Here is a 23,794-nt window from a genome sequence, read left to right on the forward strand (position 1 = left end):
CCTTGGACTATGGTCCAAGGTGCACAGCCGTGAACGGATGTTCGTCGGGTGGTCCGGCGAATCGATCCGAGGAGGTAATTCATGTCTCATTCTGCGAATCAATCCTGTATCGACGCCTGCAACGCCTGCGCCGATGCTTGCGATCACTGCACCTCTGCTTGTCTGCAAGAGGCCAACTGCACCGCGATGGCCCGCTGCATTCAGATGACGATCGACTGCGCCGCGCTGTGCCGGCTCGCGGCGAGTTTCCTGGCACGCGGCAGCGACCATGCGAAGGCGCTGTGCGAGCTTTGCGCGGCGGTCTGCGACGCCTGCGCAGCCGAGTGCGGCAAGCATCAGCACCAGCACTGCCAGGACTGCGCGGCGGCCTGCCGGCGCTGCGCCGAGGAATGCCGCCGCATGATCGGCGCCTGAGCGACCGCTGCGTAATTCGGAAAGCCGCCGCTGGTTGACCGGCGGCGGCTTTTCTCTGTCACAGGATTATCTCAAACGTGCTCCGACCCGTTCCATCTGTTCGATTTCGCGGCGCTGTGCCTTGCGGATTTCGCCACACAGCGCGACCAGCTCAGGATCGGCAAGATTCGCCTCGCGGCACATCAGGATTGCGCCGGAATGATGCGGGATCATCGAGGCGACGAACTGCCTGTCGTCGATTGCGGTTTGCGTCCGCGTCGCCCAATAGGAACCCGCCGTCAGCACGATGAACAGCGCGTACAGTGCCAGGTTCATCTTTCGATTAGGGAACATGCCCGGCATGGTCGCGAGCATGAAGACCCCCATCGGCGCCCACATCGTGACTGCCATATAGGCCATATTGAGGTTGTTCCGAAAATCGCGCCACCCGTCGATCATCGAGAACATGACCAGGTACATGACGACAAGGCCGAGGCCCATGTTGAGCCAGAACATCAGATAGGGGCGGCCATGCCCGCTATGGCTTGACTCGTGCCCGCTATGACTCTGCGCCATGATGCGATCCTCTCTCCGTTGTCGTGTCCCGATTAGTGGCCGAGGCCGACCCCCATCGGCTTGACCAGCATCCACACCGCCATCGCCACCATCATCAGGTTCTCGGTCAGCGATACGAAGCCGAGCGGGACGTTGCTGTCGCCGCCGACGCAGGCGCATTTCAGCTCGCGCTTGTCGATATAGACGGCCTTATAGACGGAGACCGCGCCGACAGTGCCGATGAACAGCGCCACGGGGACCGACAGCCACATGAGCGCGCCGGCCACCATCAGCACGCCCGCCAGCCCTTCCGCGAACGGATAGATATAGGCGTAACGCACCCAGCGCTTGGCGAGCAGATCGTAGTTGAGGAACATCGTCGCGAACCCGTCGACGTCCTTGAGCTTTTGGAGCGCCAGCAGACACATAGCGATGGCGATGAACCATTCTGCCGCTTGGACGGTCGCGAGTGCACCATAGGCCGCCCAGCTCGCCGCCAGCGCCATCGCGGCGGCCATCGCGAACAGCGCGATGACGGGACGATAGGTGACGGCGTTCTTGTCTCGGACCGTCTTGCCGAAGAAGCGGCGCAGATCGTCGTAGCCGCCGACCCGCTTTCCGTCGATGAACACCTGCGGCGTCGTCTCGACCTGGTGCTTGGCCTTGAACGCGTCGGTTTCCTCGCGCGTGGTCAGATGATGGTCGTCGACCGCGTAGCCCTCGCGCTTCAACAGATCGAGCGCCTTCAGCCCATAGGGGCACGTGTGATGGGGCATGACCATGCGGTAGATTTCGGCATGTTCGGCGGCTGCGACCATCGTTTCTCTCCTTAGCGTTGTTCCGTCAGAACCAGACCCGGACGCCGGCGACGAAACTGAACCCGCCGGTGTCCTCGCCGTCGGCGCGGGCGAACCGCGCGGTGTCGCCGAACTTGCGCTCCCACGAGACGCCGACATAGGGCGCAAACTCGCGCTTCAGCTCGTAGCGCAGCCGCAGGCCGGCTTCGGCGTCGACCAAGCCCGAGCCAATCCGCTCGGCGGGCATATCCTGCGCGGACAGGTTCAGCTCGACGCGCGGTTGCAGGATTAGACGCTGGGTGATGCGCTGGTCGTAATAGCCTTCGAGCCGGCCGAGCACGTCGCCTTTGTCGGAGAGGAAGACGGCACCCTCGACCTCGAACCAATAGGGCGCCAGCCCCTCGAACCCGACCGTCGCATACGTGCGCCGTGGCTTGGGCTGGAAGTCCTGGCGCACGCCCGCCTGAAAGTTGAAATAGGGACCGATCGCGCGGCTGTAGAGCGCCTGCACCTCCGCGGACTCCACACCTTCGCGGAAGATGCCTTCGCCTTCGGACTTGATGGTCAAGCGGTTGATGTCGCCGCCGAACCATGCCTCGCCGCCCCAGCGGTAGCCATCGCGGCCGTTGCGGAACTGAGCTTCGGCGATGTTGAGCATGACCTGGGAGTATGACATGCCGCCATGCTCACGCATCAGCCCCGAACGGACGGGCGCCATCGCGTCGGCACCCCATATGCGATCAGCATAGGTGGCTGGCACCGGCGCCGGTGCCGGGGCGTTGCCGGCGGGCAGCGCGGTGCCGCTCGGCGCCAATACGTCCATGTCTTGTGATCGGTCCGCCGGGGCGGCCGGTTTGGGTGTGCAGTGGCCCATCGCGGCATGTTCGGGCGGGCACGACGGATCGCTCGCCGCTGCGGCAGGCACTGCGCCGCCCATCTGCGACATGTCATGGCCAGCGGGCGCTGCGCTACCCTTTGTTGGCGCGCAATGGCCCATTGCCGCGTGTTCCGGCGGGCAAGATGGATCGGCGGAGGGCGGTGCAGACGGTGCGACGACCTGACCTTGGGCTGGCGAATGGTCCATGTGCTGCGCGGTGGCGGGGGCGGCAATTGCCAGCGCCGAGCTGGCGGTGAGGAGAGCAAACCCGTTCATGCCGCGTCTCCTTCGCGCGGTCGCACCGTGATGACCTGCATCATGCCGGCATGCATGTGGTAGAGCAGGTGGCAGTGGAACGCCCAGTCGCCGACAGCATCCGCAGTAAAGTCGAACGTCACTGTGCCGCCGGGCTGGACCTGCACCGTATGCTTGCGCGGCGCATGATCGCCATGCCCCGTCACCAGCTCGAAGAAATGGCCGTGGAGGTGGATCGGGTGGCCCATCATCGTGTCGTTGACGAGCGTGATTCGCACCCGTTCGTCCTTCAGGAACGGGATCGGCGCCTTTACCTCGTTGAGCTTCACGCCGTCGAACGCCCACATATAGCGTTCCATGTTGCCGGTCAGGTGGATGCGCATCGACCGATCGGGCGCGCGCACATCTGGGTTCCGGTCGACCGCCATCAGGTCGCGATAGACCAGCACCTTGTGGCCGACATCGCGCAGCCCCTGTCCCGGCTCGCCGGTGCGGTCGACCGGCATCGGCGAAATCGTCTGAACGGTCGGCGTATCCTTGACCTCCGGCGCCACCGACAGGTCGCGCATCGAGTGGTTCATCCCACCGGCCCCGTGCCCCATCGCGCCGTGATCCATGCCTCCGCCGGCAGCAGCGGGCGTGCAATGGCCCATCGCAGCGTGTTCCGGCGGACAGGCTGGATCGCCCGCCGGGGCGGCTTGGTCGGTCGCGCCATGGTCCATCACTGGCATCGCGCTGTGGTCCATGCCGCCCATGCCCATATCTTTCATGTCGGCGAGCGGGCGCTGGCGTAGTGGCGGCACTTCGGCCGCCATGCCCTCGCGCGGGGCGAGCGTCGCGCGCGCCATGCCGGAGCGATCGACCGTTTCACCGATCAACGTGTAGGCACGATCGTCGGTCGGCTGGACGATGACGTCATAGGTCTCGGCGACGGCCATCTGGAACTCGTCGACGGTGACGGGGCGCACGGGCAGGCCGTCGGCCTGGACGACCGTCAGCTTGAGACCGGGGATGCGCACGTTGAACGTGGTCATCGCTGAGGCGTTTACGAACCGCAGCCGCACGCGCTCGCCGGGGTTGAACAGCCCGGTCCAATTGTCGCGCGGGCCGTGACCGTTGACGAGATAGGTATAGGTCGACCCGGTCACGTCCGAGACGTCGGTCGGGTCCATGCGCATCGCACCCCAGGCGAGGCGGTCTGCCAGCGATTGATCCCGTCCTGAGAGCAGGCCGGCCAACGTCTGCTTCTGATAATTGAAATAGCCGCCCTGCTGCTTGAGCTTCGTGAAGATGGTGTGCGGGTGCATTGGACTATGGTCGGAGAGCACGATCACATGCTCGCGGTCCGACGCGATCGGATCTTCGCCCCTGGGGTCGATGACGATCGGCCCGTAATGGCCGAGCTGTTCCTGTAACCCCGAATGGCTGTGATACCAGTAGGTGCCGGACTGGATCACCGGAAACTCGTAAATGAAGGTCGAGCGCGGCTTGATGCCGGGGAAGCTAACGCCCGGCACGCCGTCCATGTGGAACGGTAGGATCAGGCCGTGCCAGTGGATCGAGCTGTCCTCGTCCAGCGCGTTTTCGACGTGAAGGCGCACGGTCTGCCCCTCGCGCAGCCGGATGAGCGGTGCGGGCACGGTGCCGTTGATCGCGATCGCATGACTCTCGCGACCGTCGATCGTCATCATCTGCTCCGCGATGCGCAAATGGATGTTTTCGCCCGAAACGGTGGGCAGCGGGCGAATGATGCCCGGCGACACGGATTGCGCCCAAGCGGGAAGCCATGCGGTGAGCGCGGCGGTGCTACCGATCGCGGCGGTGCCGCGCAATAGGGCACGGCGGTCGATTACTAAGTCCATGTCGTCTCCCGAACCCGAAGGGATGGAAAGACATGACTTATCAACCTTCCCAGTATGGCAAGGTCAAGGTTTAATTGCAGCTCGGACGAAAAGAGATGTGTGTAGCGGCTCTCTGATTAGCGCAAGAATTCGCCCGGGTCGAGCGTGCCAAGCCAGGCGACCAGTACGAGGATTAGGATCGCCGCCGTCGTTTCGAGCATGATGCTCAGCCGGATGCGTCGCTCGGCAGGCCATGCGCCAGCATCGCTGCCCGCTGCGGCGAGCGCGGGCGTGAGCCGCCAGCGGTTGATCGCGGCGAGGCCGAGCATCGCGCCGAACAGCGCGAGCTTGGCGAGCAGCAAACGGCCATAGGTCGTTTGCGGCATGGCTGGCAGGCCGGCGATGCCTAGGATCGACACGAGGTTGACCGCGCCGCTCGCGATCATTGTTGCCACCACGACCGAGCCCGTGCGCGCGAAGCCACCGAGCGCGGCCACCGCCATCGCCCGCTCCCGCTCTCGGCGGAGCGGCCGGAACACGCACGCGGCGAGGATGACGAGTGCGCCGAGCCAGACGCCGGCAGCGAGCAGGTGAGCGATGTCGGCTGCGCGGTGCAGCGTGCCCGCCGTGCCTTCCGTCGCAGCGGCATGGCCGGACCAGGCCAGTGTCGCGACCGCCACGGCGGCCGAGACCACGACCACAAGGCGTCCGCGGCCCATCAGCACGAGCGTCGCGACCAGCAGCAAGGCAACGGCGCGCACGGCGGACGCTGTTCCGATCGGCGTCTCGCGCAGCACGAATGAGAGCGTGCCGCGGTCAAGGTCCAACAGCCCAGCTCCCGTCATCGCCGCAACGGTCATCCAGAGCGCCGCCGCCGAGACGACGAGACCGACCAGCGCGAGCGCGATGACAACGCCGCGACGGGGCGCGAGCTGCGCAGCGGGGCGCGCGTGGAAAGGCCAGGCCGCGACCCCGAACAGGATCAGCAGATCGGCGTAGAGGACAAACCGCAGCCCGATCGCCGCCGCGCTTTCCACCTGCTCAGCGAATCGAGAAGGCGTGCGTGCCCGTGATGCGGTGCGTGTCGGCGCCGACGATCACCCAATCGATCCGGTAGCTGCCGGCCGGTATCGGCTTGGCGCTGGTCAGCACCAGCCCTTTGCCGTCGCGCGACACCGCGCTGGTGACGCCTTGCATCGGCATGTCGGGATGGTTGGCCATGCCCGGCATCCCGGTCATCACCAGCGTTGCACTGGAGAGCCTAGGGGTCAGCCGCTCGCTGAAGATCAGCGTCACCGTCCGCGTCGGGGAGACGGTGGCATTGGCGGCAGGCGTCGCTGCGACGAGCCTAGGATGCGCCAGTGCCGGGCTAGCGACGGCCACGCCCAGCGCGGCCATGACGAGAGCGAAATTACGGAAGCGCATAATTGTCTCCTTGCTTGGCATGCCCAGTTAAAGCGGCAGGACAGCATTGCCGAATATTATCGCAAAACTGATGACGAACAGTTCAAAGACCTGCCATCAGCCGCCCGAAAGATTAGCAGCGCCCCGGTCTTGGGCAAAGACCGAGGCGCTGCGTGGCCGGGCTGTCTTGTTCTTCCCGGCCTTGCCGCCGTCCTGGGGGCTGGACGGCTAATATGGGTCTAAGCTTCATGTTATTCTCTAGGTGATCTGGCTGCGGCCAGAGGGGCTGAGATCAGGCGGCGCGGGCATCAGCTACGGGCGGGCGGTCTAATGCATTTGCGAGTGATCGACGTTCGCCTCCGAGCCCGAACCGGAAGCCGGCTCGCTGAGTTGCGATTGAGTCCAGCTAAGGCAGCCAGCGGCCAGAAGCGCGCCGGCGATGAAAATCAGGCTGAGCTTGTTCATGGCCGGCGCCTTCCGTTCGTCCTTAAATTGCCGTTGCTTCATAGCCATCGGCAGCGAGGGCCTGCGTGATGGCGTCCCTGCTCGCCGTGGTCGTCACAGTGATCTTGCGAGCAACCGTATCCGCCTCAACCTTCGCGCTTGGATCGACTGTGGCGACGGCCTGAGTGACGTGTTTCACGCAGCCGCCGCAGGTCATCTTCTCAATGTGAAACTGCATCGGACACTCCTTTAATTTCTTTTGCAAAGCAGGAGATGCGGCTTCCCAGCGTTGGAAGGTCAAGAACATTTTTGCGGAAATTTCACGGCTTGACCTTCCAACGATGGCAACCCCTAGGGCGGAGCCCGTCCAATTGCGAGGCGTCGCACCGCCCGAGTTAAAAACTAGACGGAGTTCCAATATGTCAGATGCCTATTATGATCTCGGTGAATATCGCCGAAACGTTACGACGTCCTCATCTGATGCCCAGATATGGTTCGACCGGGGATTATTGTGGACATACTGCTTCAACCCCGAGGAAGCTGTGCGTTGCTTCGAGAAAGCTGTCGAATTTGATCCGCAATGTGCGATGGCGCATTGGGGCGTGGCATTCGCTTGGGGTCCGAACTACAACAAGGCGTGGCGGATGTTTGATCTCGCCGATATGGAGATAGCGATCGGCATTGCCAGCGCGGCTCTGGAGAGGGCGCGTGAGTCGTCGTTGAACGCTTCGCCGTTCGAGCGCGATCTGATCGAAGCTCTCATCGCGCGCTATCCCAGGGCGGCCACGCAAGACCCGGAGGAGTTCCACGGGCGAAACCTTGCCTATGCCCACGCGATGCGGGCATTCTATCAAAAATACTCGGACGATATGGATGCGGCAGCGCTTTTTGCTGACGCGCTCATGTGTGTGAGCCCGCGAGCGCTATGGGATCTGGATACTGGAGAACCCGTCGGCTACGGCACGGTTGAAGCCCGCAAGGTGCTCGAAGATGCGCTGGATCAACCCGGCGCCCATAAGCATCCCGTCCTCAACCACCTCTATATCCACCTGATGGAAATGTCGCCCTACCCGGAGGTGGCCTTGCGGGCCGCCGACGACTTGCGAAGAATAGGCCGCGACGGCTCCCACCTGGCACATATGTCGACGCATATCGACAATGCCTGCGGTGACTGGCGCAAGGTCATCGATTCCAATCTCGATGCGGCCGCTGCGGACGACAGATACTTTGCGCGTGAGAAAGCTGGTGCTTGGTACACTTATTATCGCGCGCACAATCTAATGGTCGGGACATATGGTGCGATGATGGCCGGTCGGTTCCGAGAGGCCATGGATATGGCGCAACGGGTGAATCAGGTCGTTACGCCGGAGTTTCTCCGGACCTCAGTGCCGCCGATGGTCAATTTTTGCGAAAGCGCCTGCGTAATGGTGCCGCATGTCCTCATCCGGTTCGGTCGCTGGAATGACATCATAGAACTCGGGCTTCCCGAGGACCAGAAGCTATGCTGCTCAACAACAGCGATGATCCATTATGCTCGTGGTATCGCTTTCTCCGCGCTGCGTCGTATTCCGGAAGCCGAAGCAGCCCGCGAACAGTTCATCGCTGCGGCGGCCCACGTGCCGGAAACGCGCTTGAATAACCTTCCGGTAAGTCAGGTGGAGGTTCAGAAGGTCGCTGCGAAGATGCTCGATGGCGAACTGGAATATCGCAAGGGCAATATCGAAGAGGCGTTCGACCTGCTCCGTCAGGCCATCGCGCTGGAAGACGCCCTTCCTTACTGTGACCCGCCGGCCTGGCTCCAGCCTGTTCGCCACGCTTATTGCGCGCTCATGATCGAGCAGGGACGGTTGGAAGAAGCTGTCGTCGAGTACCGCATCGATCTTGGCCTGACCCGTAAGCTCGGGCGCCGGCGCATCCGGCCTAACAACGTCTGGAGCCTGCACGGCCTTCACGAATGTCTCACGCTGCTTGGAAGGCACGACGAGGCCAACGAGATTGAACTCCAGCGTAACATAGCCGTGGCTTCTGCCGACGTTAGGATCGAGGCGTCATGCTTCTGCCGGCTGAGCGCCTACGAAGACAGCGAGCAATGCTGCTGAGACGCAGCGAAAAGGCCGAAGCCGATGCAAGCGGGAGCGGCCATGACCGCTCCCGCTACGACAGCGGCCGGCGATCGTCGGCCCGCGGCAATAGCCCCCTAGAGGCCGCTTTCTCGATTACGCTAGTCGTGCTGCTTGCGGCGAGTTGGCTGCTTGCGGGCCATCTTGTCACCCGTGTTTCCCCCATGCTTGTCGCCGCCGGAAGAACCGGGGGCAGCTTCGTCGTGCTTACTCTTGTAGCTCTGCTGTATCGGCGCTCCCGTAGGGACATGCGCTTTGCCGCAAGCCGGGTCCGAAGCGTCGTCCTTCTCGGCTTCCTGGGCTTTTTCGCCTATTATGCTGGAACGATGATCGGGACCGGGTTCATAGGAGCCTCACGCGTGGGGCTGATTACGTCCCTGTTACCCAGCATAACTTTTGCGATCGGGGTTATCGCATTTGGCGAACCTTCCACGCTCAGCAAGATAGTCGGCACGCTACTCGCCGTGTCAGGCGCGATCGGATATGTGCTTGCTGAGGGCGAGGTGCCCTCAGGCGGTTCGAGCCCCGGTGGTGCGACCATGCTTGGGGGGGGATGCTCGGGTTCGGCGGCACTTTTGCCTATGCGCTATATGGCTATATCTACCAGAAGCGCTTGTCCGATCTTTCCTCACTCGGCGTGCTTCCTGCCATCACGGGTGTTGGCACGGTCATGCTTATGCTCGCGGTAATTCTCTTTGTTCCGTTAGACGGCATCGCAGTGATGGATCTGGTTGGAATCGCCGCCCTCGGAACGGTCCTGACCGCTCCGGTTTTCCTCCTGCTGCACGAACTCATACTGCGTAAAGGGCCGCTGTTTACCGCAGCCCTGTCGCTGGCGGTTCCATTTTCGGTTCGTATCGGGGAGTGGATGTTGGGCTGGGCAAGTGCGCCCAATCCTCTCGTACTATTTCTGCTCTTGATCTGCGCAATCGGCGTGGGACTGACAATAAGGGGCGGCCAGCGGGTTGCAGAACGCCCTTCTGCCTAGCCTATTGCGCATTCTAAGCTACCACGTGCTGCACCTCACCGAAGTTGAGCTTGACCACTAACCGACCAGCCCCACCTGCATTGAGGTGCCGATCAGCGATCTTGTTCTCGACGTCTGAGGCGACGCAATCACGCTCGCGCGAAAACCCTCCCATTTACTGGAAGGTTTGTCATTTCGCCCTTGACCTTCCCACGATGGGAAGCCTCACTTTCATGAAAACTCCTATCGTGACCTGTGAGGTATCGCGCAATGATAGCCGCCAAAATCCGAGAAAATCCGGTTAATCTCGCCGATTCGACGATCATTCTGCCAATAGAGGGCATGACCTGCGCCTCGTGTGTGGGACGCGTCGAACGATCGCTGGGCAAGGTTGAGGGTGTCCGCTCCGTGAGCGTGAACCTAGCGACCGAGCGCGCCGATATTCACACAAGCGGCAACATCGATCGGACGGCGCTGGTGCAGGCCGTCGAGGATGCCGGCTACAGCGTGCCGTTGGGAGCCATCGAACTGGCGGTGGAGGGGATGACCTGCGCATCCTGTGTCGGCCGTGTTGAACGGGCTCTCAAGGCTGTGCCCGGCGTCACCGAAGCTACCGTCAACCTGGCAACCGAGCGTGCGAGTGTGCGTGGTGCAGCCGACATTGAGTCGCTCGTCGCCGCCATAGCGGAGGCCGGCTATACCGCCCATCCGATTGAGGCAAGCACGTCGAATGACGACGAGGCGAGCGAGCGCAAGGACGCCGAGCGCCGCGAATTGAAGCGTGATCTCGTTCTAGCGACTGTGCTCGCGCTGCCAGTGTTTCTGCTGGAAATGGGCAGCCACGTCGTTCCCGGCGTCCATGAGTTGATCGGCCGGACGATCGGAATGCAGGCAAGCTGGTATATCCAGTTCGTCTTGACGACGCTGGTGCTCGCATTCCCCGGCATCCGCTTTTATCAGAAGGGTATTCCTGCGCTGCGCCGTCTTGCGCCGGACATGAACTCGCTCGTCTCGGTCGGGACGCTTGCTGCTTACGCCTATTCACTCGTCGCCACCTTCGCGCCCGGCCTGCTGCCGGCGGGGACGGTGAACGTCTATTACGAGGCGGCCGCGGTTATTGTCGCACTGATCCTGCTCGGCCGCTATCTGGAAGCCCGTGCCAAAGGCCGCACGTCCGAAGCGATCAAACGGCTCGTGGGACTTCAGGCCAAGACCGCCCGGGTTCGCCGTGGCGGCGCGTTGGCCGAGGTATCCATCGATGAGGTTGTAACGGGCGATATCATTGAGGTGCGCCCCGGCGAGCGCATTCCCGTCGATGGCGAGGTTATCGAAGGCGAGAGCTATGTCGATGAGTCGATGATTACCGGCGAACCGATCCCTGTCGCCAAGGCGAAAGGCGCCACGCTGGTCGGCGGCACGGTCAACCAGCAAGGCGCGTTGGCCTTTCGCGCCACCGCCGTCGGCGGTGCGACCATGCTCGCGCAGATCATCCGCATGGTCGAGCAGGCGCAGGGGTCCAAGCTTCCGATCCAGGCACTAGTGGACAAAGTGACGATGTGGTTCGTCCCTGCCGTGTTCGGCGTTGCGGCGCTTACCTTCGCTGCCTGGCTGTGGTTTGGCCCGTCACCTGCCTTGACCTTCGCGTTGGTCAACGCCGTGGCCGTGCTCATCATTGCCTGCCCCTGCGCGATGGGGCTCGCTACGCCGACCGCGATCATGGTTGGCACCGGGCGCGGCGCGGAAATGGGCATCTTGTTCCGCAAGGGCGAGGCCCTCCAGCTTTTGAAGGACGCTCGGGTCATAGCAGTCGACAAGACCGGCACGCTGACCGATGGACGGCCCGCACTCACCGACCTTCATGTGACCGAAGGGTTCGACCGAGCGATGGTGCTGGGCCTGATCGCCGCCGTCGAGGACAAGTCGGAGCATCCGATCGCCCGCGCGATCGTCGATGCGGCTAACGCCGAGGGAATCACGCTGCCCGCAATCGGGGACTTTGACTCCATCACCGGCTTTGGGGTCAAGGCGGTGGCGGATGGCCAACTGATTCAGATCGGCGCCGACCGATACATGAGTGAACTTGGCCTTGACGTTGCCGCGTTCGCCGCGACGGCCGAGCGGCTGGGTCAGGAAGGCAAGTCACCGCTCTATGCCGCGATTGGCGGTCGCTTGGCCGCGATCATCGCCGTCGCCGATCCGATCAAGCAAACGACGCCTGCTGCGATTGCGGCTCTACACGCGCTCGGCCTGAAGGTAGCGATGATAACCGGCGACAACCGCATGACCGCACAAGCCATTGCCAGTCAGCTTGGCATTGACGAAGTGATCGCCGAAGTTCTGCCCGATGGAAAGGTAGAAGCCATCAATCGGCTCAAGGCCGAGCATGGCCGTGTAGCCTTCGTCGGCGACGGGATCAATGACGCCCCCGCCCTGGCGGCGGCCGATGTCGGCCTTGCGGTCGGCACCGGCACGGATATCGCGATCGAAGCGGCCGACGTCGTGCTGATGTCCGGTCATCTAAACGGGGTAGCGACGGCCATTGCACTGTCGCGTGCCACGATCGGCAACATCCGGCAAAACCTGTTCTGGGCCTTCGCCTATAACATTGCATTGATTCCGGTCGCGGCGGGCGTCCTCTATCCCGCCTCGGGCATCCTGTTGTCGCCGGTATTCGCGGCGGGTGCTATGGCGCTATCGAGCATCTTCGTGCTGGGCAACGCTCTGCGTCTGCGCGGTTTCCGGCCTCCCGAGTCGGCAAGCCGATCGTCCGGCACAATTGAGAAACGAGAAGCATCATGAATATCGGACAAGCATCCAAGGCATCGGGCGTATCTGCCAAAATGATCCGCTACTATGAGCAGACTGGCCTCATTCCGAAAGCCGATCGCAGGGATTCCGGCTACCGCGATTATTCCCCGTCGGACGTCCATATGCTGCGCTTTATCCGGCGCGCGCGTGATCTCGGCTTCTCGGTCGCGGAGATCAACGAGCTGCTTAGCCTCTGGCGGGACAAGGCCCGCCAGAGTGCTGACGTGAAGCGGATCGCGCAGGCACATATCGACCAGCTTCAGCAACGCATCGCAAACCTCGAACAGATGGCCGCGACCTTGGGAACATTGGTGGACTGTTGCGCCGGCGACGGTCGACCAGACTGCCCGATCCTTGCCGATTTGGAAGAACCCGGCGACGATCACGACGTGCCGAGCCTAACCACGGCCGGAATAGGTCGCCTCAGACACCGCCACTAAGGTCGGGCTGGCCCTGTTCGCAGAGATATCGCTGTCGCCCGTCGGGGGTAGCGATGGTGTGATCCCGTCCTTAGTTAGATGAAATGCCAATACTTCGCTTTATTGGCTTGGGGCGGGCAGCAGGCGGCGCTGCCGCCGCTCCCGAGACCGGCATCCATTTGGATTTGCATCTTGCGTAAGATATTCGTTCGTCCTCTTGCGCCACGAAGACGCTCAATCTCAGCCTCGGGCACGGCATAATCAAGATATTTTCGGGCATATTGCTCGTTAGCAGGCAGGAACCTCCTACACGGCGCAGGACGGACTAACCAGATCCGTCTCTTCCATTGCGAAGATTTGCCACGTCTTACGTCGATCGGACCAGGTCGCTCTAGATTGCCCCTAAATGAATTATCCCATCGGTGTTGCCCGTGATGCGGCACCGATCCCGCTGGAACGTCGACGGCACTCGTTTTGGGCTACCAATTCAACCGTAAGCGATCGGCGCGCGGCGCGATGCCTTGCGAAGGGATGAATCCCGAAAAAGCCGCCCCACCCCTCACACATGAACATATTTTCATATGAATGGCGATCAAGCCTTGACCTTACCATCGTTGGAAGCCGCAAAGCGAACATGAATCAATCAGACGCCGCGGAATGAATGCAGAAGACGTGGCAAGTTGAAGGGCAAAAAGATGCGAGTAAAAAACGCACTTCTCCTGGCCTCCGTAGCCTTGGCTATAGGTGGCCTTACGTCGGCCTGTAGCGAATCGGGCGGCGGTCAAGCCGCACAGGCACAAGCAGCGCCGCAAGTGCCAGTGGCGCAAGTCGAGGTGCGCGAACTTGCGCCCACGGCCGAGTTCAACGGCTCGCTGACATCGCCCCAAAGCGTCGAACTGCGGCCTCGCGTCAGCGGTGCGATCGTATCCGTTCACGTCCCTGAAGGCGCATTGGTCAGGAAGGGGCAGCTTCTGTTCCGCATTGATCCGCGCCCTTTCCAGGTTGCGCTTGACCGGGCGCGGGCCGAGCTTCTCCAGGCCCAAGCCGCAGCGGCGCTTGCCGAAAGCAATTTCAGCCGCTCGGAACAGCTCGTCGCAACTAGCGCGATCTCGCGCAAAGCCTATGACGACGCCGTGGCGCAGCGAAACGCCGCTCGCGCGCAAGTACAGGCCGGGAACGCGGCCGTCGCCGCCGCGCGGCTCGATCTTTCCTTCACTCAGGTCACGGCACCGATCAGCGGCCGCGTCGACCGTGTTCTGGTTACGGAGGGCAATGTCGTCGGCGCTGGCGCAGGCGCCGCTCCGCTTACCACAATCAAATCGGTCAGCCCGCTTCATGTCCTGTTCGACATCGACGAGGCGACCTATCTCAATTTCGTAGAGCAGGCCCGCCGGGGCGGTTCGACTGCGCGGCTTCCGGTCGAAATCGGCCTGATGACCGAGCAGGGATATCCGCACAGAGCCACACTTGATTTCCTTGGCAACGGTATTGACCGCAGCGCGGGCACCATCCGTGCCCGCGCCGTGATCGCTAATCCCGGTGGCGATCTTGCGCCGGGGCTGTTCGCGCGCGTGAGGCTGACTCTCGGCGCACCGCAGCAGGCAATCCTTATCGATGACCAGGCAGTCGGGAACGATCAGGGTAAGAATTATGTGTTGGTCGTTGGCCAGGGCAACAAGGCTGAGTTTCGGCCGATCGAACTTGGTCCGGTGGTCGATGGCTTGCGCGTCGTCAAATCGGGGCTGAAGCCGGGCGACATCATCATCATCAAGGGTCTGGTGCGTCCAGGGATGCAGGTCACACCGCGTCGGGGGCCAATGGTCCAAGGCTCAGGCCCCGGTGCCGGTGGGGGCAATCGTCCCGCTGCCGAAGCGGCTCCCGCGGAGGCCGGTCAATGACATTCCCTCGCTTCTTCGTCGACCGCCCGATCTTCGCGGTCGTGCTGTCGGTGCTCATGCTGATCGCCGGGGGCATCACTCTGTTTCAGCTCCCCTTGAGCGAATACCCCTCCGTCACGCCGCCGACGGTGCAGGTAACGGCCGCCTATCCGGGGGCTAGTCCCGAAGTGATGGCCGAGACCGTCGCCGCGCCGCTCGAACAGGCGATCAACGGCGTCGAAAACATGCTTTATATGAGTTCGCAGTCGGCGACCGACGGGCGTATGACGATCTCGATCTCCTTCAAGCAGGGGACCGATCCCGACGTCGCGCAAATTCAGGTGCAGAACCGCGTATCGCGCGCACTGCCCCGGTTGCCGGAAGAGGTGCAGCGCATCGGCGTGGTGACGGACAAGACCTCGCCCGACATTCTGATGGTCGTGCATATGCGCGCCACGAACCAGCACTATGATCCGCTCTACGTCTCGAACTATGCGTCGCTGCATGTGAAGGATGAGTTGGCGCGTCTGCCGGGTGTCGCCAATGTTAATATCGGTGGCGAAGGCGAGTATGCGATGCGCGCATGGCTCGACCCGACCAAAGTCGCTGCGCGCGGTCTGACCGCGAGCGATGTCGTCGCAGCGATTCGCGAGCAGAACATCCAGGTCGCGGCTGGCTCGATCGGCCAGCAGCCCAATGCCAAGGCGGCCTATCAGGTCTCCGTCAATGCGCTGGGCAGACTGACCACGGAGGAGCAGTTCGGCGATATTGTCGTCAAGAGCGGCGAGGATGGCCAGATCACCCGCCTGCGAGACGTGGCCCGGATCGAAATGGGCGCGGACAACTATACACTCCGCGGCATGTTGAATGGCAAGCCTGCCGTCGGCCTACAAATCCTGATGAGCCCCGGCGCTAACGCACTCGACACGTCGAGCGCAGTGCGAGCCACGATGGAACGCCTTAAGACCGAGTTCCCCGAAGGTATCGGTTATGAGATCGCCTACGATCCAACGATCTTCGTGCGCGCCTCGCTCAAGTCGGTGGCGGTGACGTTGCTCGAAGCGACTCTGCTCGTCGTGCTTGTGGTCATTATTTTCCTTCAGAGCTGGCGTGCGTCGATCATCCCCCTGATCGCCGTGCCGGTGTCGCTCGTCGGCACCTTCGCCATCATGTATCTGTTCGGCTTCTCGCTAAACACGTTGTCGCTGTTCGGCCTGGTCCTCTCGATCGGTATTGTCGTCGACGACGCGATCGTGGTGGTGGAGAATGTCGAGCGACACATCGCACTCGGTCAGTCTCCCAAGGAAGCGGCTCGAAAGGCGATGGACGAGGTAACGGGGCCGATCCTCGCGATTACCTCGGTGCTGGCGGCGGTATTCATCCCCTCGGCTTTCCTTTCGGGATTGCAGGGCGAGTTCTATCGCCAGTTCGCGCTCACCATCGCGATCTCGACCATTCTGTCGGCCATCAACTCGCTGACCCTCTCGCCCGCGCTCGCCGGTATGCTGCTGAAGCCGCACCACGGCGACACGCCGCGCGACCGTCTCACTCGCGGAATCGACCGCGTGTTCGGGGGCTTCTTTGCCCGGTTCAACCGCTTCTTCGACAAGCTATCCGACCGCTATGTCGGTTGGGTTCGGCGCGCGGTGCGGGCAAGCGGCATCGTCGGTCTTCTCTACGCCGGCTTCCTCGGTCTGACCTGGCTGGGCTTCCACCAAGTCCCCGCAGGTTTTGTGCCGATGCAGGACAAATATTATCTGCTCAGCATCGCCCAGCTTCCTGCCGGAGCCTCGCTCGACCGCACCGAAGCCGTGGTGCAGCAGATGTCCGAAACCGCACTTGCGGAGCCGGGCGTCGAAAGTGTCGTCGCCTTCCCCGGCCTCGATGTGAACGGCGCGGCCAATCTACCCAACTCGGCGGTGATGTTCATCATGCTCGACAGTTTCGAGGACCGAAAAGGCGCGGACCTCTCAGCTCATGCCATCGCCGGCAAGCTGATGGGCAAATTCAGCCAGATTCCCGACGGCTTCGTGGGTGTGTTCCCTCCGCCTCCTGTGCCGGGCCTTGGCGCAATGGGCGGATTCAAGCTGCAAATCGAGGATCGCGCCGGACTTGGCTTCAACGCGCTGGCGCAGGCGCAAGGGCAGATCATGGCGCGCGCCATGCAGACGCCTGAGCTGGCCGGGATGTTGGCGAGCTTCCAGCCCAACGCGCCTCAGGTCCAGGTCGATGTCGATCGGGTGAAAGCCAAGGCGCAAGGCGTGCCGTTGACCGCGATCTTCGAGACGATGCAGGTCAATCTCGGCTCGCTCTACGTCAATGACTTCAACCGCTTTGGCCGCACCTACCGGGTGATGGTCCAGGCCGACGCGCCGTTCCGCCAGCAGGCCGAAAGTATCGGTCAGCTTATGGTCCGCAACGCGGCGGGCGAGATGATCCCCTTGTCGTCGCTGGTCACAATCACACGCAGCACGGGGCCGGATCGCGTTATGCACTATAACGGCTATCCGTCAGCCGACATCAGCGGCGGTCCCGCGCCGGGCTTTTCGTCGGGTCAGGCGACGGCGGCGATCGAGCGAATCGTCCAGGAAACGCTGCCGCCCGGCATGACCTATGAATGGACCGATCTTACCTATCAGGAGAAGGCCGCAGGCAACACCGCGCTCATCGTGTTCCCGCTGTCGGTGCTACTCGCCTTCCTGATCCTCGCGGCCCAATATAATAGCTGGTCGCTGCCGTTCGCCGTGCTGCTGATCGCTCCAATGGCCCTGCTTTCCGCCATTGGCGGCGTGTGGATCTCGGGCGGCGACAACAACATCTTCACGCAGATTGCCTTCGTCGTGCTGGTCGGCCTGGCCGCCAAGAACGCCATCCTGATCGTGGAGTTCGCCCGCGCGAAGGAACAGGACGGCATGGAGCCACTGCCGGCGGTGCTCGAAGCAGCGAAGCTTCGATTGCGCCCGATCCTGATGACGTCGATCGCGTTCATTGCCGGCGTCATTCCTCTGGTGATTGCAAGCGGCGCTGGCGCGGAAATGCGTCACGCCATGGGCATCGCAGTGTTCGCCGGAATGCTTGGGGTCACGCTGTTCGGCCTGATCCTCACGCCTGTCTTCTACGTCGCGGTGCGACGCTTCGCGGCCCGCCGCGAAGCGTCGAAGCAAGCGACCCCCGCTTCGGAGCAAAATGTATGAACGCTCGATTTAATGCCATGAGCGGCAAGCTCGTACTTCTGCTTGGATCGGCGGCGCTGGCAGGCTGTTCGATGGCGCCGAAATATGTGCGCCCGGCAGCGCCGGTAAGCCCATCTTTCCCGACCGGCGCGGCCTATGAGAGCGTGCAGCTTTCGGAGGATGGTGCGGGAGCCGACATAGGATGGCGCGACTTTTACGACGATCCCCTGTTGCACGAGTTGATCGAAAAGGCGCTTGCGAGCAACCGCGACCTCCGTGTGACGGCGCTGAACGTGGAAGCGGCGCGCGCCCAATATCGCATCCAGCGATCTGAGTTACTGCCCACGATCGCAGTCGGCGCGGAAGGAACAGCGCAGCGGTTGCCGTCCGAGCTTTTCAATAACCGCCGGAGCTATCAGGTGGGAGCGACCGCTTCAGCCTGGGAGTTGGACCTTTGGGGCCGCATCCGCAGCCTGAGCGATGAGGCGCTCGAATCCTATCTGTCGCTCGACGCCACCCGGCAGGCTTCGCAGATGAGCCTCGTCGCCGAGGTCGCCAACGCCTATCTGACCTTGCGAGCCGATCAGGAGCTGTTGCGTCTCGCAAACGAAACGCTTGTGACCCAAGAGCGGAGCTATGCGCTCACAAAGCAGCTAGCCGACGTGGGCAATCTTGCCCGGCTAGATCTGGAGCGCGCTGAGGTAGCACTACGAACGGCGGAATCGGATCGTGCGACCTATACCCGCCTTGCCGCACAGGATCGCAATGCGCTGGTTCTGTTGCTGGGCGAGCCTCTGTCGGCGGAGTTGGCCACCCGGCTCGATGCGGCCGACACGCTGCCTGACGGGATCATGCCCGCTGATCTGCCCGCCGGCTTGCCATCGGACCTGCTCGCGCGCCGGCCCGATATTCGCGCGGCAGAACATACTTTGCGCGCTGCGAACGCCAATATCGGCGCTGCCCGCGCGGCGTTTTTTCCGACGATCAGCCTGACCGGCTCGGCAGGGACGGCGAGCGCCAGCCTCGACGATCTCTTCTCGTCAGGGTCGGGCGCATGGAGCTTTATGCCGCGCATCACCCTGCCGCTTCCTATCTTTGGTGGCGGCGCCCTCAGAGCAAACCTCGATCGCGCGGAGGTGCAGAAAAGGATCGAGATCGCCAATTATGAAGGAGCGATCCAGACCGCTTTTCGCGAAGTGGCTGACGGCCTCGCCGGGAAAGGCACCTTGGATGCTCAGATCCGATCGGAAATGCAGCGGGTCGGAGCGAGCCGTAATGCCTACACGCTCGCGGAGCAGCGTTTTACGACAGGCGAAGACGACAATCTCGCTTTGCTTGACGCTCAGCGCACGCTTTACAGATCACAACAAGACCTGGTCCGCTCAAAACTCTTGCGACTCAGCAACCTAATCAACCTCTACAAGGCGTTGGGCGGAGGCTGGCAGGAGAATGGCCGGTCGGCAGATGCCATTTAACATCTGCCAGTTACGCTATGCGATCGCGGCTGCCGACCACGGGAGCTTCTATCGGGCTGCCCGAGCCCTCGATATCGAGCAATCGACCCTCAGTCGGAACATTCTCAAATTAGAGCGATCCATAGGGATGGCGATTTTTGAACGTTCTCGCTCCGGTGTGACTATGACACACGCAGGCAGCACTTTCATTCGCGGCGCAAAGCCAATGGTTGCCAATGCGGACAGACTTGTAGCCATGATGCGGGCTGCGGGCCAAGGGCGAGCTGGCGGCCTGAGGCTGGGTCATAACAGCTCCGTCTCCGCTGGCAATCTGCGAGCTACCGTGATGAGCTGGCATGAAGCGCATCCGGATGTTGAAGCAGAATTTGTCGAGGCCGATCGCAGCGAGTTGATCGCGGGCCTTGATAGCGGCGAAGTCGACGTGGTGATCCTAATGGGTGATGCCGGGCATGACGGACTTCGATGTGAGCCATTGTGGAGCGAACGGATACTTGCCGCACTCCCCACGTCACATCGTTTGTCACAACACGAGGTAGTTCACTGGACGGATCTTAAGGGCGAGTGCTTCCTATTACCTGCCGCAGACCCTGGCCCTCACGTGCGCGACATGCTGCTTGGTCGCCTGTCAGTTTCCGGCACCAAACCCGACATAAGGATGGTGAAGTCGAGTCGGGAAACAGTCCTAAGCATCTTAGGCGGAAGCCTAGGGGTGAGTATCGCATGCGAAGGGTCGACGGGAGCACACTATCCGGATGTCGTATATCGACCTGTTCACGGCGAACAGGGGCCAGCTTTGATCGGCTATTCGGGTTATTGGCGGGATGATAACGGCAATCCCGCGCTTCACCGTTTCCTAGGCTTTATCAAATCTCGATACGCACTGTCTTTTGATTTTCAGTCTAGAATCTAGTAAAAATGGACGATAGCTTTTGGAGTTGACGCCATGTCGCACGGCAAGACAGTGATTGTTGCGATAGTCACTTTGGTGATAGGATTCGCGGGTGGATTCATCTTGCGGCCAGTCATCACACCATCGCCGGAAGCCGTCGCTGACAGCAAGCCAATATCCATTTCGCCGACCTCAGGCGAGGCGCGCGGGACACAGTATTTCATGGCGCATCTCGACGAAGCGCAGCGGGTGGTAGCCGGGTGTCGCGATGGTTTGGTGCGGGGAGACGAATGCGCCAATGCCGAGGAAGCAATCATCAAGGTCGAAGCCCAAGAGCGCCGGAGGCGTTTCTTGGGCAACTGACCTTAGCCGGTGGGCTCGGCCCTTCGCGTCACGCGGCGGGAAAAGCCCCGGTCGCTCGCCATGAACTTCGCCAGCATCGGCGAGACGAGCTTTTCGGGAGGAATGGCGTCACCGCCCGTCTCGGCCGCGAGCGCAAGCGCGTAAGCCGAAAGATCGCGGTGGACTGAAGCAGGCAACTCCACCGTCAGCTTCACGGGCCGGTCATCGGCGAGCGGCCCCAGCTTTAACTTCGTCATCTTGTTGCTCCCATTGGTTCCAGCACCAAGTCGCGGGTCAGAACGACACGCAATGGATGGCCCGGCCGGACCGTGAGCGTCGGCGGCACATTGAGCTGCCGTCGCACGATCTGCTGGCCGGTCTGGTTGATGGTGTCCTGCGAGCCACGCCGCAGCGCGCGGGTTAGGTCATCCTCGCTGTCCGCGCCCAGCTCTGCGCCAACGCCGAGGAGCGTCGAGACCGCAGCGGCCTTGAACAGATTGCCCCAATGCTGGTTCACCCGGTCCTGTAGCCCCGCGAAGCCAGCGCCGTCCGTACCAGGCTGGCGCTCGAGAACGAGCGAGCGGCCGTCCGGCAAGATAAGCCGATCCCAGGCGAGCAGAACGCGGGTCTGTCCTGCGGCGACTTCGCTGTCGTATTCGCCGATCAGCCGCGAACCCTGCGGAATGAGGAGGATGCGTCCGGTTGGGCTGTCATAGACATTGGCCGTCACCTGCGCAGTGATCTGTCCGGGCAGGTCGGAGCGAATCCCGGTGATGAGCGCGGCAGGGATAACGCTGCCCGCCTGCACAATGTTCGCCGATGCCGGAGCCGTCAGTCGCTCGACGCTGACGGTGCGCTGGTTGGACGCTTGCGCCATGAAGGCGCGCCGGCCCGCTTGATCCCCTTGTGGGGCCGTGTCTGCCGACGTCTGTGTTGCTGGCACGGCCAGAGCGGGCAGAGCTGGTGATGGTAATGCTGCGCCGCCTGCGTTGCTGCCGAGAAAAACCGAGCTGGTGCGCGCAGCGTCGCGCTCCTGAGCGGCGCGCTGGCGGGCGGCCTCCTCGGCCTGCGCGCGCGGATCGGGCGGCCCCGGTTGTGCGCCGATCGGCGGGACCGGCACATTCTCGCCACGCTGTTGCGCCGACACGATCGGGCCGCCGAGATCGCCGGGAAGCGGCGGACCGAGGCGCGGCGCCTGAGCATAGTCGCGCGGTCCCGAGGTGATGGTCTCTGCCGTGGTCCGGCTGTCGGTGTTGTAGAGTTCCTGTGCCTGGCGATCGCTTGGCGGTCGTAGCGCATAGATCAGCGAGCCGCCAATGCCGAGGCCGGCGGCGACACCGACAACGGCGAGCGCCTTGCGCGACAAGCGCATGACGCGCGGTTGCGGCCCGCGTAGCTGGAATGCGTTCGGATCGGGCTGCGCTGCCGATGCGACGGGTTGTACGGTGACAGTAGGATCGCTCACGGCCGCCGCTCCCGTCCGTCGGTTCGGACGATGCGGACACGCTGCGCGGTGCGTCGGTCGCCCAGCCGCAGTTCTGCGGCGGCAAACAGGCGGTCCACGACCATGTAGCGGCCTTGCACCCGGTAATTGACCAGCTCGGCTTCGCCAGATGCGCCACTTACGAATAGCGGCGGCATCTCGCCCTGCGAGATCCCGGCCGGAAACTCGATGAATACCTGCCGTCCATCGTCGAACGCGCGCGCCGGTCGCCACGGCGTGCGATCACCGTCGATGCGATAGCGAAAATTGAGCGTGGACAGGTCGATGCCGCTCGCCACCGGCGCGGCGGCTGCGGCCGCCGCGTTGCGGCCCTGCAAGGCGATCAGGGCGTCGTGTGGATAGGTCCAGCTCACCGACGCCATGTAGGTCGAGGACGCGGCGCGCAGTTCCAGATGATAGGTGCGCCGATCGGTGTTGATGACGAGATTGGTGGTGAGATCAGGCCGGGTTGGCTTGACGAGGATGTGGACGCGCGCGGTGGGACCGCTGCCGCTGATGGTGTCGCCGATGATCCACCTGACCGTATCGCCGGCCGCGACCGGCCCTGGCCCTACGAGTTGCTCACCTTCCTGCAAGGCGATGTCCGTCACCTGACCCGGCGCGGTATAGACTTGATAGAGCGCGCCATCGGTCCACGGATACTGCTGGATCGCGTTGAGGAAGCCGTCGCGCACCGGCTGGACGCGAGCAGCCGCGTTCGCCGCGCCGACGCGCTGGCGAGGATCGGGCGGCTCTGGCGGGCGGCCTGTGTCGGGCACGGGCATCAACTGGCCCGGAAGCGGCAACGGTTCGGGGATCGTTACGACTTCGACTGCGCGGGGCGCCTCCGGGGCGAGCGTCGCGACGATCTCGGCCGGGGGATCGTCATAGGCGATGGCCGGCGGTCGCGCCGATGTGGTGGCGCATCCGGCGAGCGCGGTGGCGGAAGCGAGCAGCGCCGCCGATGCGGCACGGCGATACGGACTGACGGTCATTGCGACAGCTCCTTTGACCAGTTGAGGGCGTTGACGAAGACGCCGAGCGGATTCTTGCGCAGGGCGTCGGGCGTGCGCGGGGGCTGCACGACTACGGTGAGGATGGCGGACCAGCGTTCGGTCGTGGTGAGGCTGCCGTCCTGATAGCGGCGCTCGGTCCAGGCGACGCGGAAGCTATCGGGTGATGCCCGGATCACGCTCGACACGTCCACGGCGACCTGCACCCTCCCGACATTGGCGAAGGGATCGTTGGCGCGCGCATAGTCGTTGAGCGCCACCGCGCCGCGATCGGTGGTGAAGTCATAGGCGCGGAGCCAGTTCTGGCGGACGATCACGGGGTCGGCCGGAATCGAGCGAACCTGCTCGATGAAGCGCGCGAGGTGGAACGCGATTTGTGGATCGGTCGGGCGATAGCCAGCCTCGGCCGGCGCGACCGCCTGCGCTTCGCCGAGCCGATCGACCTGCACGACCCAGGGAACGATATGGCCGCGCGCCGATTGCCAGATGATGCCGGCGGTCAGGCCGCCAGAAAGCGCTAACGCGCCGAAAAAGGCGACGCGCCAGTTCTTCGCCTGCACGCGGGACGATCCGATCCGGTCGTCCCAGGCTTGCGCGGCGCGTTGGTAAGGGGTCGTCGGTTCCGGCGTCTGACCGTAGCGGAGGCTGGGGCGTTTGAACAT

At 63.0% G+C, this 23,794-nt stretch carries 22 protein-coding genes and 1 pseudogene; 11 read left to right on the forward strand and 12 right to left on the reverse strand.

Annotated features, from left to right (window positions below; genetic code table 11):
• The first annotated feature begins 81 nt into the window (after nt 1-81).
• Nucleotides 82-414 carry a four-helix bundle copper-binding protein gene (locus FA702_RS10360; protein WP_136956079.1) on the forward strand — a complete coding sequence of 111 codons (333 nt, stop codon included), beginning with the start codon at nt 82-84 and terminating at the stop codon, nt 412-414.
• Between the two features lie 66 nt (nt 415-480).
• Here FA702_RS10360 and FA702_RS10365 read toward each other — a convergent pair whose 3' ends face one another.
• The 8 genes from FA702_RS10365 to FA702_RS10395 all read right to left on the reverse strand — a co-directional run bounded on the left by FA702_RS10365 (nt 481) and on the right by FA702_RS10395 (nt 6,873).
• The gene (locus FA702_RS10365; protein WP_136956080.1) at nt 481-969 is read right to left on the reverse strand and encodes a DUF305 domain-containing protein; all 489 of its coding nucleotides are present in this window, start codon (nt 967-969) and stop codon (nt 481-483) included.
• A 32-nt stretch (nt 970-1,001) separates the two neighbouring features.
• Nucleotides 1,002-1,766: a glutaredoxin family protein gene (locus FA702_RS10370; RefSeq protein WP_168196047.1), complete on the reverse strand. Its 765-nt coding sequence runs from the start codon at nt 1,764-1,766 to the stop codon at nt 1,002-1,004.
• A 25-nt stretch (nt 1,767-1,791) separates the two neighbouring features.
• On the reverse strand, nt 1,792-2,898 hold the full coding sequence (locus FA702_RS10375) for a copper resistance protein B (RefSeq protein WP_136956081.1): 1,107 nt from the start codon (nt 2,896-2,898) through the stop codon (nt 1,792-1,794).
• Entirely contained in the window at nt 2,895-4,739 is a 1,845-nt protein-coding gene (locus FA702_RS10380) for a copper resistance system multicopper oxidase (RefSeq protein WP_136956082.1), read from the reverse strand. Before FA702_RS10380 ends, FA702_RS10375 begins: the two co-directional genes overlap by 4 nt.
• A 116-nt stretch (nt 4,740-4,855) precedes the next feature.
• Nucleotides 4,856-5,755 (reverse strand): copper homeostasis membrane protein CopD, encoded by a 900-nt coding sequence (copD, locus tag FA702_RS10385; protein WP_255504519.1) that lies wholly within the window; start codon nt 5,753-5,755, stop codon nt 4,856-4,858.
• 4 nt (nt 5,756-5,759) lie between these two features.
• Nucleotides 5,760-6,143, reverse strand: a complete 384-nt coding sequence (copC, locus tag FA702_RS10390) for a copper homeostasis periplasmic binding protein CopC (RefSeq protein ID WP_136956083.1) — start codon at nt 6,141-6,143, stop codon at nt 5,760-5,762.
• Between the two features lie 306 nt (nt 6,144-6,449).
• Nucleotides 6,450-6,587, reverse strand: coding sequence for a hypothetical protein (locus tag FA702_RS22785; protein ID WP_168196048.1), 138 nt, complete (start codon nt 6,585-6,587; stop codon nt 6,450-6,452).
• 22 nt (nt 6,588-6,609) lie between these two features.
• Nucleotides 6,610-6,873 (reverse strand): heavy-metal-associated domain-containing protein, encoded by a 264-nt coding sequence (locus FA702_RS10395; protein ID WP_255504520.1) that lies wholly within the window; start codon nt 6,871-6,873, stop codon nt 6,610-6,612.
• Between the two features lie 112 nt (nt 6,874-6,985).
• On the opposite strand from FA702_RS10395, the gene FA702_RS10400 reads away from it, so the two are divergent.
• From FA702_RS10400 to FA702_RS10445, 10 genes and pseudogenes are all read left to right on the forward strand, one after another.
• On the forward strand, nt 6,986-8,665 hold the full coding sequence (locus FA702_RS10400; RefSeq protein ID WP_136956084.1) for a tetratricopeptide repeat protein: 1,680 nt from the start codon (nt 6,986-6,988) through the stop codon (nt 8,663-8,665).
• A pseudogene (locus FA702_RS23540) lies at nt 8,656-9,108 on the forward strand (EamA family transporter); the annotation flags it as partial. The gene FA702_RS10400 and the pseudogene FA702_RS23540, both read left to right, overlap by 10 nt.
• 131 nt (nt 9,109-9,239) lie before the next feature.
• Nucleotides 9,240-9,674, forward strand: coding sequence for a hypothetical protein (locus FA702_RS10410; protein ID WP_255504521.1), 435 nt, complete (start codon nt 9,240-9,242; stop codon nt 9,672-9,674).
• A 249-nt stretch (nt 9,675-9,923) separates the two neighbouring features.
• Complete coding sequence (locus FA702_RS10415) at nt 9,924-12,452, forward strand: heavy metal translocating P-type ATPase (RefSeq protein WP_136956087.1); 2,529 nt, start codon at nt 9,924-9,926, stop codon at nt 12,450-12,452.
• Nucleotides 12,449-12,901 (forward strand): Cu(I)-responsive transcriptional regulator, encoded by a 453-nt coding sequence (gene cueR, locus FA702_RS10420; protein WP_136956088.1) that lies wholly within the window; start codon nt 12,449-12,451, stop codon nt 12,899-12,901. Before FA702_RS10415 ends, cueR begins: the two co-directional genes overlap by 4 nt.
• Nucleotides 12,902-13,698: 797 nt before the next feature.
• Nucleotides 13,699-14,778, forward strand: a complete 1,080-nt coding sequence (locus FA702_RS10425; RefSeq protein WP_255504522.1) for an efflux RND transporter periplasmic adaptor subunit — start codon at nt 13,699-13,701, stop codon at nt 14,776-14,778.
• Entirely contained in the window at nt 14,775-17,951 is a 3,177-nt protein-coding gene (locus FA702_RS10430; RefSeq protein ID WP_136956089.1) for an efflux RND transporter permease subunit, read from the forward strand. Before FA702_RS10425 ends, FA702_RS10430 begins: the two co-directional genes overlap by 4 nt.
• Nucleotides 17,952-17,968: 17 nt before the next feature.
• Nucleotides 17,969-19,405: an efflux transporter outer membrane subunit gene (locus tag FA702_RS10435; protein WP_136956090.1), complete on the forward strand. Its 1,437-nt coding sequence runs from the start codon at nt 17,969-17,971 to the stop codon at nt 19,403-19,405.
• A complete protein-coding gene (locus FA702_RS10440; protein WP_136956091.1) occupies nt 19,380-20,315 on the forward strand; it encodes a LysR family transcriptional regulator in 936 nt (311 codons plus the stop codon). The genes FA702_RS10435 and FA702_RS10440 overlap by 26 nt, the downstream gene beginning before the upstream one ends.
• Before the next feature lie 33 nt (nt 20,316-20,348).
• Nucleotides 20,349-20,657, forward strand: coding sequence for a hypothetical protein (locus tag FA702_RS10445; protein WP_136956092.1), 309 nt, complete (start codon nt 20,349-20,351; stop codon nt 20,655-20,657).
• A 2-nt stretch (nt 20,658-20,659) separates the two neighbouring features.
• Here the strand turns inward: FA702_RS10445 and FA702_RS10450 are convergent, their stop codons facing one another.
• From FA702_RS10450 to trbF, 4 genes are read right to left on the reverse strand one after another with little or no spacing between them, the layout of a single operon-like run.
• Nucleotides 20,660-20,893 carry a DUF2274 domain-containing protein gene (locus tag FA702_RS10450; RefSeq protein ID WP_136956093.1) on the reverse strand — a complete coding sequence of 78 codons (234 nt, stop codon included), beginning with the start codon at nt 20,891-20,893 and terminating at the stop codon, nt 20,660-20,662.
• Nucleotides 20,890-22,101 (reverse strand): TrbI/VirB10 family protein, encoded by a 1,212-nt coding sequence (locus FA702_RS10455; protein ID WP_255504523.1) that lies wholly within the window; start codon nt 22,099-22,101, stop codon nt 20,890-20,892. The genes FA702_RS10450 and FA702_RS10455 overlap by 4 nt, the downstream gene beginning before the upstream one ends.
• Complete coding sequence (gene trbG / locus FA702_RS10460; RefSeq protein ID WP_136956094.1) at nt 22,098-23,114, reverse strand: P-type conjugative transfer protein TrbG; 1,017 nt, start codon at nt 23,112-23,114, stop codon at nt 22,098-22,100. The genes FA702_RS10455 and trbG overlap by 4 nt, the downstream gene beginning before the upstream one ends.
• On the reverse strand, nt 23,111-23,794 hold the full coding sequence (gene trbF, locus FA702_RS10465; protein WP_136956095.1) for a conjugal transfer protein TrbF: 684 nt from the start codon (nt 23,792-23,794) through the stop codon (nt 23,111-23,113). Before trbF ends, trbG begins: the two co-directional genes overlap by 4 nt.

The organism is Novosphingobium sp. EMRT-2 (assembly GCF_005145025.1).
Taxonomy (GTDB): domain Bacteria; phylum Pseudomonadota; class Alphaproteobacteria; order Sphingomonadales; family Sphingomonadaceae; genus Novosphingobium.

Bases quoted from the DNA above. Each gene is read 5' to 3' on its own strand.
- FA702_RS10410 (WP_255504521.1), top strand. From the start codon at position 9,240: ATGCTCGGGTTCGGCGGCACTTTTGCCTATGCGCTATATGGCTATATC.
- trbF (WP_136956095.1), bottom strand. From the start codon at position 23,794: ATGTTCAAACGCCCCAGCCTCCGCTACGGTCAGACGCCGGAACCGACG.
- FA702_RS10440 (WP_136956091.1), top strand. From the start codon at position 19,380: ATGGCCGGTCGGCAGATGCCATTTAACATCTGCCAGTTACGCTATGCG.
- copC (WP_136956083.1), bottom strand. From the start codon at position 6,143: ATGCGCTTCCGTAATTTCGCTCTCGTCATGGCCGCGCTGGGCGTGGCC.
- FA702_RS10380 (WP_136956082.1), bottom strand. From the start codon at position 4,739: ATGGACTTAGTAATCGACCGCCGTGCCCTATTGCGCGGCACCGCCGCG.
- FA702_RS10430 (WP_136956089.1), top strand. From the start codon at position 14,775: ATGACATTCCCTCGCTTCTTCGTCGACCGCCCGATCTTCGCGGTCGTG.
- FA702_RS10450 (WP_136956093.1), bottom strand. From the start codon at position 20,893: ATGACGAAGTTAAAGCTGGGGCCGCTCGCCGATGACCGGCCCGTGAAG.
- FA702_RS10395 (WP_255504520.1), bottom strand. From the start codon at position 6,873: ATGTTCTTGACCTTCCAACGCTGGGAAGCCGCATCTCCTGCTTTGCAA.
- cueR (WP_136956088.1), top strand. From the start codon at position 12,449: ATGAATATCGGACAAGCATCCAAGGCATCGGGCGTATCTGCCAAAATG.
- FA702_RS10445 (WP_136956092.1), top strand. From the start codon at position 20,349: ATGTCGCACGGCAAGACAGTGATTGTTGCGATAGTCACTTTGGTGATA.
- FA702_RS10365 (WP_136956080.1), bottom strand. From the start codon at position 969: ATGGCGCAGAGTCATAGCGGGCACGAGTCAAGCCATAGCGGGCATGGC.
- FA702_RS10360 (WP_136956079.1), top strand. From the start codon at position 82: ATGTCTCATTCTGCGAATCAATCCTGTATCGACGCCTGCAACGCCTGC.
- FA702_RS10435 (WP_136956090.1), top strand. From the start codon at position 17,969: ATGAGCGGCAAGCTCGTACTTCTGCTTGGATCGGCGGCGCTGGCAGGC.
- FA702_RS10415 (WP_136956087.1), top strand. From the start codon at position 9,924: ATGATAGCCGCCAAAATCCGAGAAAATCCGGTTAATCTCGCCGATTCG.
- FA702_RS10370 (WP_168196047.1), bottom strand. From the start codon at position 1,766: ATGGTCGCAGCCGCCGAACATGCCGAAATCTACCGCATGGTCATGCCC.
- trbG (WP_136956094.1), bottom strand. From the start codon at position 23,114: ATGACCGTCAGTCCGTATCGCCGTGCCGCATCGGCGGCGCTGCTCGCT.
- FA702_RS10400 (WP_136956084.1), top strand. From the start codon at position 6,986: ATGTCAGATGCCTATTATGATCTCGGTGAATATCGCCGAAACGTTACG.
- FA702_RS10375 (WP_136956081.1), bottom strand. From the start codon at position 2,898: ATGAACGGGTTTGCTCTCCTCACCGCCAGCTCGGCGCTGGCAATTGCC.
- FA702_RS22785 (WP_168196048.1), bottom strand. From the start codon at position 6,587: ATGAACAAGCTCAGCCTGATTTTCATCGCCGGCGCGCTTCTGGCCGCT.